The organism is Acidovorax sp. Leaf191 (assembly GCF_001424425.1).
GTDB lineage: Bacteria > Pseudomonadota > Gammaproteobacteria > Burkholderiales > Burkholderiaceae_C > Acidovorax.
The window spans coordinates 524,229-538,754 of record NZ_LMPT01000019.1; the positions used below are offsets into that span (position 1 = coordinate 524,229).

The window sequence follows — 14,526 nt, forward strand, 5'->3', positions numbered from 1 at the left end:
GCAAGCGCCTGAAGGCACCCCGTGGGCGCGGGCGGTGAGGCCGGGCATCAGATGATGCGCGAGAACCGCGCCCGGTTGCGGTCGGCCTGCAGATAGCGGTCGAACACCATCGCGATGCCGCGCACGAAGAACCAGCCCATGGCGGTCACCGCGATGCCGTCCGGGCGGATCTGTACCAGCCCCTGGTCCGCCATCTCCTCCAGGCTTTCGATCTCGGCCGCGAAGTAACGCCGAAAGTCGATGAGCCACGCCTGCTCCAGCGGCTCGAACAGCAGCTCGCCCTGGCACATCAACGCCATGATGACGGCGCGGCGCACCAGGTCGTCGCGGGTCAGCGCCAGGCCGCGCACCACGGGCAGCCGGCCCTGGTTCAAGAAGTCGTAGTACTCGTCCAGGGTCTTGGCGTTCTGGCTGTAGGTGGCACCCACCCGGCCGATGGCGGATACCCCGAGGCCAATGAGGTCGCAGTCGGGCTGGGTGCTGTAGCCCTGGAAGTTGCGGTGCAGCCGGCCCTGGCGCTTGGCCACGGCCAGCGCGTCGTCGGGCAGCGCAAAGTGGTCCATGCCCACGTACACGTAGCCCGCGGCCATGAAGGCATCAAGCGAGCGCGACAGCATCGACACCTTGGCACCGCCCATGGGCAGCTCGGCCGGGACGATGCGGCGCTGCGGCTTGAAGCGCTCGGGCAGGTGCGCGTAGGCATACAGCGCAATGCGGTCGGGCCGCAGTTGCACCACCTGGGCCAGCGTGCGGTCGAACGACTCGGGCGTCTGGCGCGGCAGGCCGTAGATGAGGTCGACATTGATCGACTCGAAGCCCAGCGCGCGCGCCGACTCCACCAGCGAGAACACCTGCTCCGCGGGCTGGATGCGGTGCACGGCCTTCTGCACCTCGGGGTCGAAGTCCTGCACGCCGAAGCTCAGCCGGTTGAAGCCCAGCTCGGCCAGCACCGCCAGGCGACTGGCGTCCACCGTGCGCGGGTCCACCTCGATCGAATACTCGCCGCCCGGCGCGAGCGTGAAGCTGCGCTTGAGCATGGCCATGAGCTCGCGCAGCCCGTCGTCGGACAGGAACGTGGGCGAGCCCCCGCCCAGGTGCAGCTGGCTCACCACCTGCCCGGTACCGCAGTGGGCGGTGTGCAGGTCGATCTCGCGGCTCAGGTAGCGCAGGTAGACATCGGCGCGGTCGTGGTGCTTGGTGATGATCTTGTTGCACGCACAGTAGTAGCACAGCGATTCGCAAAACGGAATGTGCACGTACAGGGACAGCGGCAGCGCCTTGGCCCCGGTGCCCGCGCGGCGCTGCTCCAGCGCAAGCACGTAGTCGTCCTGCCCGAAGGCCTCGACGAAGCGGTCGGCCGTAGGGTAGGAGGTATAGCGGGGCCCTGGCACATCGAAGCGGCGCAGCAGCTCGGGCGAAACAGCAGTCATTGGAAGCATCCTTGCGTACGTTGCCACTGTGCCGTAAGCTGTTCCTCACGTCCTTGATCTACGTCAAGTGATGCCACCAGCCGACCAGCGACAATTTGATGCATGTCAGTCGCCCACCCCCCGGTCCGCAGCGAAGCCTCGCCACCACGGGGTGAAACGCCCGAACCCCAACCTGCTGTACCTATGAACCCGCTCACCATGAAAGTCGCCTGCTCCAACTGCAATCTGCGGGAGCTGTGCATGCCTGTCGGCCTGAGCGATGAGCAGTTGCAGCGCATCGACGAGGTCGTGGCCACCCGCCGCAAGGTCAAGCGCGGCACCACGCTGTTCCGCAACGGCGAGACCTTCACCTCGCTGTACGCCATCCGCACCGGCTTCTTCAAGACCTGCGTGGCGACCGAAGACGGCCGCGACCAGGTCACCGGTTTCCAGATGGCCGGGGAGATCATCGGCCTCGACGGCATCGTGAACGACCAGCACACCTGCGATGCCGTGGCGCTGGAGGACGCCGAAGTCTGCGTGATGCCGTTCGACCGCATCGAAGAACTCTCGCGCGAGGTCACGGCGCTGCAGCACCACGTGCACAAGATCATGAGCCGCGAGATCGTGCGCGAGCATGGCGTGATGCTGCTGTTGGGCAGCATGCGCGCCGAAGAGCGGCTGGCCGCATTCCTGCTGAACCTGGTGCAGCGCCTGCACGCACGGGGCTTCTCGCAGTCCGAGCTGGTGCTGCGCATGACGCGCGAAGAGATCGGCAGCTACCTGGGCCTCAAGCTCGAGACCGTGAGCCGCACGTTCTCCAAGTTCGTCGAAGAAAGCATCGTCGAGGTCAAGCAGCGCCATGTGCGCATCCTCGATACCGACGCGCTCAAGCGCATCGTGAACAGCCAGCAAGCCTGCCACTGAGCACCACAGGCCAGGACTTCGGCGCCGGCCTCGAGCCGGCGCTGTCGTTTTCAAAACGCCGTTTTCACCACCCGCAGTCTCCGCACACCTCGGCACATCAGGAGCACGACGTCTTGCGGCAATCGTCAGGGCGCTCCCCCGGGGGCACGGGGCAGCGGTTCAGCTCGAACGGCGACATCGCCAACAGCGTGGTCAGCGCGCTCGATGCCATCGTGACGGCCCAGAACGCGAAGAACGCGAGGGTATAGACCCCCTCGCGCGACAGCGCGAGCGGCTGGCCGAACCAGTGCAGGTCGTGCGGGTCGACCAGGGCAAAGACCAGCATCTCCATCACGCCGGCCATCAAAAAGGCGGGCCAGGCAATCCACATCAGGCGTTGCGTCCACATACTTCGAGTCTCCTTCGCGGTGCGATTGGCACGGCCGAGCCGCAGGGCCTGCCGGTGCTCGCCGGTGTCGTTGTTGTTGTCGTGGCGGGTTCGCAGGTGGGCGCATCAGCGCGGCTGGTCCTGCACCGGCGTGGCAGCGTGGTTGCGGCCCTTGACCGCAGGCGCCAGGCTCTTGGATGGGTTTTCCAGCGTCTTGTTGATCTCGATGCCCTGGCGGTAGTAGTCCTCCGCCACCACCGGGTCGGGGCGCGAGATGGCCAGCCACAGCGTGACGAAGCCGGCCACGATCACGATGGCGGGCCCGGCGATGACCAGCCAGACGTGGCCGAACTTCCACCACGGGGCGGCGGCGGGCGCGGCGCCCGGACCTGTGGAACTGGCAGAGATGGCTGGGCCGTTGCGGCCGATGGCGGGATTCGATGGCATGTCAGTACTCCTTGCAAATCTTCTCGGGCGGTGCAGTGCCTCAGCGCGGCACCAGGAAAACGGATTTCTCGGTCACATGGGCGGCTCGGTCCACCGCCTGCACGTCGAACTGCACCGCGTGCGAGCCCGGCGCGGCCGATCCGTACGGAATCTGCAGCCGCACCGCCACCCAGCGGGATTCCGCGGCACCGATGTCCACCTCGGCCTCGGAGGCCACTTCGAGCGCGGTCAGCCCGCGGGCGGCGATGCGGTAGCGCTGCGGCCCCTCGGTCGCATTCATGATCTGCAGGCGGTAGATGTTCTCGAGCTTGCCCCCGGCCACGATGCGTGACAAGGCCGCACGGTCGCGCACCACGTCCACCTTCAGCGGTGTGCGCGTGACCAGGCTGGCCAGCATGGCAAGACACAGCGCTGCCAGGATCGCGGTGTAGATCAGCACGCGGGGGCGCAGCACCCGGCGCAGCATCTGCGACTGGCTCCACCGGTTGGCCACGCCGTTCTGCGTGGAATAGCGGATGAGCCCGCGCGGGTACTGCATCTTGTCCATCACGGTGTTGCAGGCGTCCACGCACAGCCCGCAGCCGATGCACTCGTACTGCAGCCCGTTGCGGATGTCGATGCCCACGGGGCAGACCTGCACGCACAGCGAGCAGTCGATGCAGTCGCCCAGGCCCTGGGCCTTGTAGTCGATGCCCTTCTTGCGCGGGCCGCGCTGCTCGCCCCGCTCGGGGTCGTAGCTCACCACCAGCGTGTCCTTGTCGAACATCGCGCTCTGAAAGCGCGCATAGGGGCACATGTACTTGCAGACCTGCTCGCGCATGTAGCCCGCGTTGCCGTAGGTGGCAAAGCCGTAGAACAGCACCCAGAACATCTGCCACCCGCCCGAGAAAGCCAGCAGCTCGCTGCCCAGCGTGCGGATGGGCACGAAGTAGCCCACGAAGGTAAAACCCGTCCACAGCGCCACCGACATCCACGCCAGCTGCTTGAGCGACTTCTTCACCGCCTTCTCTGCCGTCCACGGCCCCTTGTCCAGCCGCAGCCGCGCGCTGCGGTCCCCCTCGATCCTGTGCTCGATCCACATGAACATCTCGGTGTAGACCGTCTGCGGGCACGCAAAGCCGCACCACAGCCGCCCCGCCACTGCGGTGAACAGGAACAGCGACATCGCCGAGATGATGAGCAGGCCCGTGAGGTAGATGAAGTCCTGCGGGTACAGCACCAGCCCGAAGATGTAAAAGCGCCGCGCACCCAGGTCGAACAGCACCATCTGGCGCTGCCCCCACTCGAACCATGGCAGCCCGTAGAACACGAGCTGCGTGAGGAACACCATGGCCCAGCGCCAGCGCGCGAACACGCCGCTGATGGAGCGGGGGTAGATCTTCTTTTGCGCCTCGTACAGCGAGACGATCTCGCCCTGGGACGACGACGCATCGGCCGCGACCGGCGCGATGGGGATGACCTTGCGGGCAGGCCCGCTGGGTGGCTTCATGGTGTGGCTCGTGGTGCTGGCTTTTGAAACGGTGAGGCCCTGGCTGGCGGGAGGGATGCGCGGTGCGGACCGCAGGGCGGCGCTGGCTGTCGCGCCGCCCGGCGTGGTCAGGTGCCCGGGCCTACCTGGCCGCCGCCACCTGCTTGCCCGACAGGCTCCACACGTAGGCCGACAGCACGCCGATCTGCGCTTCGGTCAGCTTGTCCGCCTGCGCGGGCATCTGGTTGGTCTTGCCGTTGTTGATCATGGCGGTGATGGCGGCTTCGCCCCAGCCGTGCAGCCAGATGTCGTCGGTCAGGTTGGGCGCACCCAGGGCCTGGTTGCCCTTGCCGTCCATGCCGTGGCAGGCCGCGCAGGCACCGAACTTGGACTTGCCCAGCGATGCACGCAGCGAGTCGTGCGGGCTGCCCGACAGGCTCAGCACGTAGTGCGACAGGTTGCGCACGTCCTCGGGCGTGCCCACGGCGGCGGCCATCGGGGGCATGGTGCCGATGCGGCCCTGCGTGATGGTCTCGCGGATCTTCTCGGGCGTGCCGCCGTGCAGCCAGTCGGCATCGGCCAGGTTCGGAAAGCCCTTGCTGCCGCGTGCGTCGGAGCCGTGGCACTGGGCGCAGTTGTTCATGAACAGGCGCTCGCCGATGGCCTGGGCTTGCGGGTCCTTGGCCACGTCCTCGGGCTTCATGGATGCAAAGCGGGCGTACAGCGGGTCGAGCGCGGCCTTGGCCTTGGCCATCTCTGCGTCGTACTCGCCCTTCTGCGTCCAGTTCAACTTGCCGTTGAAGCTGCCCAGGCCCGGGTAGGCCGCCAGGTAGGCCAGGCCGAACACGATGGTGATGACGAACAGCCACACCCACCAGCGCGGCAGGGGGTTGTTCATCTCGACCAGGTCCTCGTCCCAGACGTGGCCGGTGGTGTTGTCGGCGGTGGCCACGACCTTCTTGCGGCCCGCCATCCACAGCAGGATGCCGCAGGCAACGATGCCGACCAGGGTCAGCGTGGTCACAAAGACCGACCAGAAATTGCTGGTGAAGTCACTCATGGGGTGTTCTCGTTCTGGTGAAAGTCAATCTTGTTCGAACGGCAGCTGTGCGGCCTCGTCGAACCGGGACTTGTTGCGGCCCATGTACGCCCAGACCCAGATACCGATGAAGCAAACCATCGATGCCAGGGTGGCGACGATGCGCATGGTGGTGATGTCCATGGCGGATCTCCTAAGGTTCTGTGTTGCTTACTTGAGCGCGCGGCCCATGACCTGCAGGTAGGCGATGAGGGCGTCCAGCTCGGTCTTGCCCTTGACGTCTTCGGCCGCGGCCTGGATCTGCTCGTCGGTATAGGGCACGCCCACGGTGCGCAGGGCCTTCATGCGGGGCGCCACGCCGGCGGGGTCCACAGCGTTCTTTTCCAGCCAGGGGTAGGCGGGCATGTTCGACTCGGGCACCACGTCGCGCGGGTTGTTCAGGTGGATGCGGTGCCATTCGTCGCTGTACTTGCCGCCCACGCGGTGCAGGTCGGGGCCGGTGCGCTTGCTGCCCCACTGGAAGGGGTGGTCGTACACGAACTCGCCCGCCACCGAGTAGTGGCCGTAGCGCAGCGTCTCGGCGCGGAAGGGGCGGATCATCTGCGAGTGGCAGTTGTAGCAACCCTCGCGGATGTAGATGTCGCGCCCCACCAGTTGCGTGGCGGTGTAGGGCTCCACGCCCTTGACGGCCTCGGTGGTGGACTTCTGGAAGAACAGCGGCACGATCTCCACCATGCCGCCGATGGCGATCACGAGCAGGATCAGCACGATCATCAGGAAGTTGTTGGTCTCGATCTTCTCGTGGGAGAAGCCGGTCGAAGGGTTGGTGTTGTTGTTGGACATGAATGGACTCCTTCGGCTCAGGCGTGCGCCGCAGTCACGGCAGGGATGGTCACCTTGACCGAACGGCCGGAGATGGCGGTCATCCAGACGTTCCAGGCCATCACCACCATGCCGCCCAGGTACAGCAGGCCGCCGGCTACGCGGATCACGTAGAAGGGATAGGTCGCCTTGACGCTCTCGACGAAGGTGTAGGTGAGCGTGCCGTCAGGGTTGATGGCGCGCCACATCAGGCCCTGCATCACGCCGGCGATCCACATCGCGGCGATGTACAGCACGATGCCGATGGTGGCCATCCAGAAGTGCAGCTCGATCGCCTTGATGGAGTGCATCTTGTCGCGGCCGAACAGGCGCGGCACCAGGTAGTACAGCGAGCCCATCGAGATCAGCCCCACCCAGCCCAGTGCGCCGGAGTGCACGTGGCCGATGGTCCAGTCGGTGTAGTGGGAGAGCGCGTTGACGGTCTTGATGGACATCATCGGCCCCTCGAACGTGGACATGCCGTAGAACGACAGCGACACGATCAGAAAGCGCAGGATGGGGTCGTCGCGCAGCTTGTGCCAGGCGCCCGACAGCGTCATCACGCCGTTGATCATCCCGCCCCAGCTGGGGGCCAGCAGGATCAGCGAGAACACCATGCCCACCGATTGGGTCCAGTCCGGCAGCGCGGTGTAGTGCAGGTGGTGGGGGCCGGCCCACATGTAGGTGAAGATCAGTGCCCAGAAGTGCACGATGGACAGGCGATAGCTGTACACCGGACGGCCGGCCTGCTTGGGAATGAAGTAATACATCATTCCGAGGAAGCCCGCCGTGAGGAAGAAGCCCACCGCGTTGTGCCCGTACCACCACTGCACCATCGCGTCCTGCACGCCGGCGTAGGCCGAGTAGCTCTTCATGAAGCTGACCGGAATGGCCGCGCTGTTGACCACGTGCAGCAGTGCCACGGCCAGGATGAACGCGCCGAAGAACCAGTTGGCCACGTAGATGTGCTTGACCTTGCGCACGCCGATGGTGCCGAAGAAGACGATGGCATACGACACCCACACCAGCGTGATCAGGATGTCGATGGGCCATTCGAGTTCGGCATATTCCTTGCCGGATGTGTAGCCCATCGGCAGGCTGATGGCCGCAGCCACGATGACCAGCTGCCAGCCCCAGAAGGTGAAGGCCGCCAGCGGCCCGGCGAACAGGCGGACCTGGCTCGTGCGCTGCACGACGTAGTAGCTGGTGGCGAACAGCGCGCAGCCGCCGAACGCGAAGATCACCGCGTTGGTGTGCAGCGGGCGCAGGCGCCCGTAGCTGAGCCAGGGAATGCCGAAGTTGAGCTCGGGCCAGGCCAGCTGGGCGGCGATGACCACGCCCACCAGCATGCCAACCACCCCCCAGACCACGGCCATGATCGAGAACTGCCGCACCACCGTGTCGTTGTAGTGTGCAGCCACTGTTTTTGGAGAATCCATCGGGCACCTCTTTGTATTGCGATCTGAGTTTCTTGCAGTCGGCAGCGGGGCGCATTGACACAAGTCAATCGTCCCGGAGAATCCGCTCGCCTTCTTGTTCGACGCTCTCGAACTGGCCGTGGTGCACGGCCCACCACAGCCCCGCCAGCACCATCAGCACCAGCACCACGGATAACGGGATCAGCAGGTACAGGATGTCCATCAGGCAGGCTCCAGGGGGTGGGTTGGCACGGGCGTTGCGACCGGGCCCTGCGCCAGCGGCGCGGCGTGGTCGGCCCCGCCCAGCGCCGGCAGCTCGCGCGCCAGGCGCGACGCGTTGAGCACCACCAGCAGCGAGCTCAGCGCCATGCCCAGCCCCGCCAGCCACGCGGGCATCCAGCCCGCCACGGCCAGGGGCACGCACAGCGCGTTGTAGAGCGCGGCCCACCACAGGTTCTGGCGCACCACGCGCAGGGTGCGGCGCGCCAACAGCACCGTCTGCGGCACCAGCGCCAGGCTGTCGCCCAGCACCACGAAGTCGGCGCGCGACTGCGCGAGCGGCACGGCGCGGCCAAATGCCAACGAGGCGTGGGCGCCCGCGAGCACCGGGCCGTCGTTGAGCCCGTCGCCCACCATGGCCACGTGGCGGCCCTGCGCCTGCAATGCCTGCAGCGCGGCCAGCTTGCCCTGGGGCGTGCACTCACCCCGGGCCTGCGCGATGCCGGCCTGCGCGGCCACGCGCTGCACCGCGCCACCGCGGTCACCCGACAGCAACTGCACAGCCACGCCCGCCTGCTCCAGGGCGCGCACCACCGGTGCGGCCTCGCTGCGCAGGTCCTCGGTCAGATCGAAACGTGCCAGCTCGCGCAGCGCCCCGTCCGACCCCTGCTGTGACAGCACCACCTGCAGCCCGTTGCCATCGCCCTCGCTCGCCATGCCCGCATGCAGGGCCGAGCCCAGGCGCAGGCGGCGTGCGGCCTGCCCGGCCCCCACGCGCTGCACCGTGGCGGTGAGGCCGAGGCCCGCGTCCTCCTGCAGGTCCGTCACGGCCCACTGCAGGGTGCTTGTCGGCATGCGGGCGGCGGCCGCCACCAGCGCACGCGATGCGGGGTGCACCGACTGCACCGCCAGGGCGGCGGCAAGCGCCAGCGCCTCGCCGGCCGCCATGTCGCCGGACGTACGCGTGGCCGACAGCGCCATGCCGTCGCGCGTGAGCGTGCCGGTCTTGTCGAACACGATGGTGTCAACCGCAGCCAGCGCCTCCAGCCCCTGCAGGTTGCGCACCAGCACGCCGTGGCGCGCCAGCGTGCCCGCGGCGGTGAGCATGGCGACGGGTGTGGCCAGCGACAGCGCGCAGGGGCAGGTCACGATCAGCACGGCCACGCCCACCATCAGCGCATGGCCGGGGTCGGACGGCCACCACCACGCCACCGCCAGCGCGGCAGCCAGCAGCACGGCGACGAGAAACGGCCGGGCGATGCGGTCTGCCAGCTGGGCCAGGCGCGGCTTTTGCAGCGAGGCGCTTTCCATCAGCGCGACGATCTGCGCAAAGCGCGTCTGGGCGCCGGTGCCCTGCACCAGCACTTGCACCGGCGACTGCAGGTTGTAGCTGCCCGCCGTGACCGTGCTGCCCAGCGGGCGCGCCACGGGCGTGGACTCGCCGGTGAGCAGGGCCTCGTCGGCCTGCGTGTTGCCGCGTGTGATGCGGCCATCGGCCGGAAAAGCCTCGCCCGGCAATACGCGGATGGTGTCGCCGGGCACCAGGCGGCGCGTGGCCACGCGGGTGAAATGTCCCTCTGCTCCGCGACGCTCCACGCTGTCGGGCAGCCGGTTCATCACCGCCTCCAGAGCCCCTGCGGTGCGGTCGCGCAGGCGCAGCTCCAGCCAGCGCCCGGTGAGCAAGAAGAACACGAACATGGTCAGCGAGTCGTAGTACACCTCGCGGCCGAAGAGGCCTGTGGGCTCGAACGTGCCCGCCGTGCTGACCACGAAGGTGATGGCCATGCCCAGGGCCACCGGCAGGTCCATGCTCACGCGGCGCAGGCGCACGTCGCGCAGGGCGCTGGCGAAGAAGGGCCCGCACGAGAACACCACCATGGGCAGCGTGATGACCCACGACGCCCAGCGCAGCAACTGCTCCATCTCGAGCGTCAAGTCGCCCGGCTGCGCCACGTACGCGGGCCACGCGTACATCATCACCTGCATCATGCAAAAGCCGGCCACCAGCCAGCGCCACAGCGCGCGGCGGCTCTCGCGCTGGCGCTGCTCGCGGGCCAGGGCGTCCATGGCGGGCATGGCGCGGTAGCCGGCCCGGTGCACCGCTGCCATCCACTGCGAGGGCAGCACCTGCCCGGGGTGCCAGACCACACGCGCCCGGCGGGTCGCGGCACTCACGTCGGCCTGCTGCACGCCGGGCACGGCGCGCAGGGCGTCTTCGATGGTCAGGGCACAAGCCGCGCAGTGCATGCCTTCGAGCACCACCTGCGAGTCCCAGCCGCAGGTGGAGGGGTCCTGCGGGATGCTGCCCGTCGGCGTGAGCGGCCGACCGAAGGCCGACCACTCCTGCGGGTCGTCCAGCAGCAGGGCCTGCGCGGCGGCAGGGGCATCCGCCGGCGGCAGAACCGGGGCGTCGGCTTGAAACATTGACATGGTTCAAGGCTATCGCCCTGCCCCGCACGCCACATTGACCTGGATCAAGTCGCGGAACATGATCGGTCCTAAGCTGATGGCGTCACTTCAAGGAGCACACCATGTACAAGCGTATCCTGATCCCCACAGACGGCTCGCCGCTGTCGGACAAGGCAGTCAACCACGGCCTGGCGCTGGCGGCCCTGTCGGGCGCCACGGTGGTGGCGCTGAAGGTGGTGCCGCGCTACCCGCGCAGCTACTTCGAAGGCGGCATGTCGGTGGACCTGAACGATGCCCAGCGCATCGAGGCGCAGTGGGCGGCCGAAGCCCAGGCCATGGTGGACAAGGTGAAGGCCGAGGGCGGCGCCCAGGGCGTCACGGTGAAGGCCGTGGTCGCCAAGTCCGACCTGGTGGCCGAAGCCGTGATCTCGGCCGCCAAGAAGCACAAGTGCGACCTGATCGTCATGGCGTCGCACGGCCGCAAGGGCCTCAAGCGCCTGCTGCTGGGCAGCGAGACGCAGCACGTGCTGACGCACTCGCACATCCCGGTGCTGGTGCTGCGCTAAGGCCCCGAAGTGCTGCTACCGCTTGATGGAAAAGCGCTAGCAGCTATCAAATCAGTAGCAAACGCTCCACTGGCCGACATCCGGTCAGTGGTTGCCCAGGTAGAGCTGCGCCATGCGCTGGTCCTCCAGCAGGCCCTGCGCGGGGCCGTCCAGCACGCAGCGGCCCTGGTCCAGGATGTAGCCCTGCTGGCTGATGGTGAGCGCCTGGCGCGCGCGCTGCTCCACCATCAGCACCGCCACGCCCGCTGCCGGCAGCTTCTGCACCATGTCGAACACCTTGCCGACCAGCGATGGCGCGAGCGCCGCAGTGGGCTCGTCCAGCACCATGATGCGCGGCGACGGCATCAGCGCGCGGGCGAAGGCCAGCTGCTGGCGCTCGCCGCCCGACAGGTCGCTGGCGGGTTGCGACAGGCGCTCCACCAGCGCCGGGAAGTCGGCCAGCACCTCGTCCATGCGGCGCTTGACGTGCGGCACGCGGCGCACCACCAGCAGGTTGTCGCGCACGGTGAGCGAAGGGAACACGTTGGCCACCTGCGGCACGTAGGCCAGGCCCGCGTCGAACCGGTCTTCGGCCGACAGCGTCGTGATGTCGCGGCCATCCAGATGGATGCTGCCCGTGACCCGTGGCAGCAGGCCCAGCAGCGCCTTGACCAGCGTGGACTTGCCGGCCCCGTTGGTGCCCGCGATGGTGACGATCTGCCCCGGCGCCACGGCCAAGTCGATGCCGTGGATGATGTCCACGTCCGAGTAGCCGCCGCGCAGCTGGCTGATCTGCAGCAGGTTGTTCTTGCGGGTCTCGTTGGTCTCGTTGGTTTTGTCGTTCGACTCGCTCATACCACCCCTCCCATGTAGGCTTCCTGCACGCGGGGGTCGTCCAGCACCGTGTGCGGATCGCCCTCGGCCAGGATGCGCCCGCGGTCCATCACGATCATGCGGTTGGACAGCGCCTTGAGCGCCTGCAGGTGGTGCTCGATCACGATGAACGCGATGCCCTGGCCGTGCAACTCGCGCACGCGGTCGCAGATTTCTTCGATCAGCACCGGGTTCACCCCGGCGAAGGGTTCGTCCAGCAGGATGCAGCGCGGGTCCAGCATGAGCACGCGGCCCAGCTCCACCAGCTTCTTCTGCCCGCCCGACAAGCCGCCCGCCTGCACGTCGCGCACGCGGGCCAGGTTCAAAAATTTCAGGATGCCGTCGGCCTTGGCGGCCAGTTGCTGCTCGTGCTCGCGCAGGCGGCGCGTCTGAAAGAAGGCGTTGACCAGCCGCTCTCCCTGCGGGTTGGCGGCCGCGGCCAGCAGGTTCTCGTGCACGGTGAGGCTCTTGAACTCGCGCGGGATCTGGAAGGTACGCACCAGGCCCAGGCGGGCGCGGCGGTACGGCGGCACGCGGGTGATGTCCTGCCGGTCGAAGGTGATGCGGCCGGCGTCGGCCGGCTGCTGGCCCGCGATGGCGGCGAACAAGGTGCTTTTGCCCGCGCCGTTGGTGCCGGCAATGCCCAGAATCTCGCGGTCGGCCAGTTGCAGCGAGACATCGTCCACCGCCTTGAAGCCGCCGAACAGCCGCGTCACGGCCTCTACGTTGAGGAGTGTCATTTCGAAGGCCCTCCAAAAAGGCCGTTCGGCCGGTACAGCGTCACCAGGATCAGCGCCAGGCCCACCGCGGCCAGGCGCAGGCTGGCCATGCCCACTTCGGACACGCCCGGCACCCAGTCCTTGGCAAAGCGCGAGCCTTCCAGGAACACCATCAGCAGCAGCGAGCCGAACATGGCGCCGCGCACCGAGCCCGAGCCGCCCATGACCAGCCCCATCCACACATAGAAGGTGATGAGCGGAATGAACTGCTCCGGCGTGATGAAGGTGATGAAGTGCGCGTAGAACGCGCCCGCCACGCCGGCCAGCGCCGCGCCCACCATGAACACCTGCACCTTGAACCAGGCCGGGTCCTTGCCCAGGGCCGACAGCGCCGCCTCGTCGTCGCCGATGGCTTTCAGCAGCCGGCCGAACGGGCTGCGCGTGAGCCGCACCGTGCCCCAGCACACGAGGCCCACGATCACCGCCAGCACGGTGAAGATCGCCACGTCGGACATGCCGCCGGCCAGATGGGCAAACAGCTTGGGCAGGCCCGGCAGACCCTGCACGCCGTTCGTGAGCCAGCTTTCCTGCTGGATGGTGATGCGCACGGCTTCCGAAAAACCCAGTGTCACGATGGCCAGGTAGTCGTCGCGCAGCCTGAGCGACAGCAGGCCGATGGGCAGCGCGAGCAGGCCCGACAGCACGCCCGCCGCGATGAAGCACACCACCAGCGGCACGCCCTGCAGCGACAGCAGCCCCGACGTGTAGGCGCCCACGGCGAAGAACGCCACGACGCCGAAGTTGACCAGCCGCGTAAGGCCGAACTGAAGGTTCAGCCCCAGCGCGAGCAGGCAGTAGATGAGGGCGATGATGCCGATGGCACAGAGATAAGCGATCATGGTCCGTACCCCTTAGCGCACCAGTTGCACGCGGCCCATGATGCCGGCCGGGCGCAGCAGCAGCACCAGCGCGAGCACCACGAACGACAGCACCAGCTTGTACGACGGCCCCAGCAGCGGCACCGACAGCTCTTGCACCATGCACAGCAGCAGCGCGCCCAGCACCGCACCCAGCGGGCTGCCGATGCCGCCCAGCACCATGGCGGCGAAGGCGGGGATCAGGCTCTCCCAGCCCATCTCGGGCGTGACCACGGCCTTCATGCCCAGCAGCACCCCGCCGATGGACGACAGCGCGCCCACCAGCAGCCACAGGCTCAGCATGAGCCCGCCGGCGCGGATGCCGCTGGCGCGCGCCAGGTCGGCACTGTCGGACACGGCGCGCAGCTGGCGGCCGAAGCTCGTGCGGTAGATGAGCACGAACACCACCAGCAGGCACACCGCGGCGATGGCGGCGATGAGCAGGTCGGTGGGCAGGACGCGGATGCCGCCGAAGTTCCACGCGCGCACCAGCGGCATGTCGAAGGTGCGCTGGTCGTGCCCGGCAAAGAACGAGATCAGGCTGCGCAGCAAAAACCCGAGCCCGATGGCCGCGAGCATCGACGCGACCATGGGCCGCCCCACCAGCTTGCGAAAGATCAGCTGGTACGACCCGGCCGACACCACCGCGGTGATGGCCACGCTGGCGATGGCCGCGAGCCACAGCGGCACGCCGCCCAGCATCTGTACGGCCACCGCGGCGTACGCGCCGGTCGTCAGGAAGTCGCCGGTGGCGGCATTGGGAAAGCGGTTGACGCCCATCACCAGGGTCATGGCCAGCGCGGGCAGCGCCACCACCAGGCCTTCGATCAATCCGTTGATCAAGAGGTTTGTGAAATCGATCCAGGTCATTGCGTCATCTCGTTCTTGCTCTCGTTCTTACCCTTGCG

The 14,526-nt window shown here is 67.7% G+C and carries 16 protein-coding genes; 2 read left to right on the plus strand and 14 right to left on the minus strand.

What is annotated here, in order from left to right; genetic code table 11:
- Window positions 1-47 precede the first annotated feature (47 nt).
- On the minus strand, window positions 48-1,430 hold the full coding sequence (gene hemN / locus ASG27_RS16415) for an oxygen-independent coproporphyrinogen III oxidase (protein WP_056418563.1): 1,383 nt from the start codon (window positions 1,428-1,430) through the stop codon (window positions 48-50).
- A gap of 183 nt (window positions 1,431-1,613) precedes the next feature.
- On the opposite strand from hemN, the gene fnr reads away from it, so the two are divergent.
- Window positions 1,614-2,336 carry a fumarate/nitrate reduction transcriptional regulator Fnr gene (gene fnr, locus ASG27_RS16420; protein WP_056418565.1) on the plus strand — a complete coding sequence of 241 codons (723 nt, stop codon included), beginning with the start codon at window positions 1,614-1,616 and terminating at the stop codon, window positions 2,334-2,336.
- Between the two features lie 97 nt (window positions 2,337-2,433).
- Here fnr and ASG27_RS16425 read toward each other — a convergent pair whose 3' ends face one another.
- From ASG27_RS16425 to ASG27_RS16465, 9 genes are all read right to left on the minus strand, one after another.
- Window positions 2,434-2,724 carry a hypothetical protein gene (locus ASG27_RS16425; protein ID WP_056169595.1) on the minus strand — a complete coding sequence of 97 codons (291 nt, stop codon included), beginning with the start codon at window positions 2,722-2,724 and terminating at the stop codon, window positions 2,434-2,436.
- Window positions 2,725-2,829: 105 nt separating this feature from the next.
- The gene (locus ASG27_RS16430) at window positions 2,830-3,150 is read right to left on the minus strand and encodes a FixH family protein (protein WP_056418568.1); all 321 of its coding nucleotides are present in this window, start codon (window positions 3,148-3,150) and stop codon (window positions 2,830-2,832) included.
- A 40-nt stretch (window positions 3,151-3,190) separates the two neighbouring features.
- Window positions 3,191-4,639, minus strand: coding sequence for a cytochrome c oxidase accessory protein CcoG (gene ccoG, locus ASG27_RS16435; protein WP_056169601.1), 1,449 nt, complete (start codon window positions 4,637-4,639; stop codon window positions 3,191-3,193).
- A 121-nt stretch (window positions 4,640-4,760) separates the two neighbouring features.
- Window positions 4,761-5,678, minus strand: coding sequence for a cytochrome-c oxidase, cbb3-type subunit III (gene ccoP / locus ASG27_RS16440; RefSeq protein WP_056169604.1), 918 nt, complete (start codon window positions 5,676-5,678; stop codon window positions 4,761-4,763).
- Between the two features lie 24 nt (window positions 5,679-5,702).
- Complete coding sequence (locus ASG27_RS16445) at window positions 5,703-5,840, minus strand: CcoQ/FixQ family Cbb3-type cytochrome c oxidase assembly chaperone (protein WP_056169607.1); 138 nt, start codon at window positions 5,838-5,840, stop codon at window positions 5,703-5,705.
- A 27-nt stretch (window positions 5,841-5,867) separates the two neighbouring features.
- Window positions 5,868-6,500, minus strand: coding sequence for a cytochrome-c oxidase, cbb3-type subunit II (ccoO, locus tag ASG27_RS16450; RefSeq protein ID WP_056169612.1), 633 nt, complete (start codon window positions 6,498-6,500; stop codon window positions 5,868-5,870).
- A gap of 17 nt (window positions 6,501-6,517) precedes the next feature.
- Window positions 6,518-7,957, minus strand: coding sequence for a cytochrome-c oxidase, cbb3-type subunit I (ccoN, locus tag ASG27_RS16455; protein ID WP_056169613.1), 1,440 nt, complete (start codon window positions 7,955-7,957; stop codon window positions 6,518-6,520).
- A gap of 64 nt (window positions 7,958-8,021) precedes the next feature.
- On the minus strand, window positions 8,022-8,159 hold the full coding sequence (ccoS, locus tag ASG27_RS16460) for a cbb3-type cytochrome oxidase assembly protein CcoS (RefSeq protein WP_056169616.1): 138 nt from the start codon (window positions 8,157-8,159) through the stop codon (window positions 8,022-8,024).
- Window positions 8,159-10,579 (minus strand): heavy metal translocating P-type ATPase, encoded by a 2,421-nt coding sequence (locus tag ASG27_RS16465; RefSeq protein WP_056418571.1) that lies wholly within the window; start codon window positions 10,577-10,579, stop codon window positions 8,159-8,161. The genes ccoS and ASG27_RS16465 overlap by 1 nt, the downstream gene beginning before the upstream one ends.
- A 107-nt stretch (window positions 10,580-10,686) precedes the next feature.
- Here ASG27_RS16465 and ASG27_RS16470 point away from each other — a divergent pair, with 107 nt between their 5' ends.
- Complete coding sequence (locus ASG27_RS16470; protein ID WP_056169621.1) at window positions 10,687-11,130, plus strand: universal stress protein; 444 nt, start codon at window positions 10,687-10,689, stop codon at window positions 11,128-11,130.
- An 84-nt stretch (window positions 11,131-11,214) separates the two neighbouring features.
- Here ASG27_RS16470 and ASG27_RS16475 read toward each other — a convergent pair whose 3' ends face one another.
- The 4 genes from ASG27_RS16475 to ASG27_RS16490 are packed head-to-tail and all read right to left on the minus strand — an operon-like array spanning window position 11,215 to window position 14,488.
- A complete protein-coding gene (locus tag ASG27_RS16475; RefSeq protein ID WP_056418573.1) occupies window positions 11,215-11,964 on the minus strand; it encodes an ABC transporter ATP-binding protein in 750 nt (249 codons plus the stop codon).
- On the minus strand, window positions 11,961-12,722 hold the full coding sequence (locus ASG27_RS16480; RefSeq protein WP_056418576.1) for an ABC transporter ATP-binding protein: 762 nt from the start codon (window positions 12,720-12,722) through the stop codon (window positions 11,961-11,963). The genes ASG27_RS16475 and ASG27_RS16480 overlap by 4 nt, the downstream gene beginning before the upstream one ends.
- The gene (locus ASG27_RS16485; RefSeq protein ID WP_056418579.1) at window positions 12,719-13,600 is read right to left on the minus strand and encodes a branched-chain amino acid ABC transporter permease; all 882 of its coding nucleotides are present in this window, start codon (window positions 13,598-13,600) and stop codon (window positions 12,719-12,721) included. Before ASG27_RS16485 ends, ASG27_RS16480 begins: the two co-directional genes overlap by 4 nt.
- 12 nt (window positions 13,601-13,612) lie before the next feature.
- Entirely contained in the window at window positions 13,613-14,488 is an 876-nt protein-coding gene (locus tag ASG27_RS16490; RefSeq protein ID WP_056418581.1) for a branched-chain amino acid ABC transporter permease, read from the minus strand.
- Window positions 14,489-14,526 lie beyond the last annotated feature (38 nt).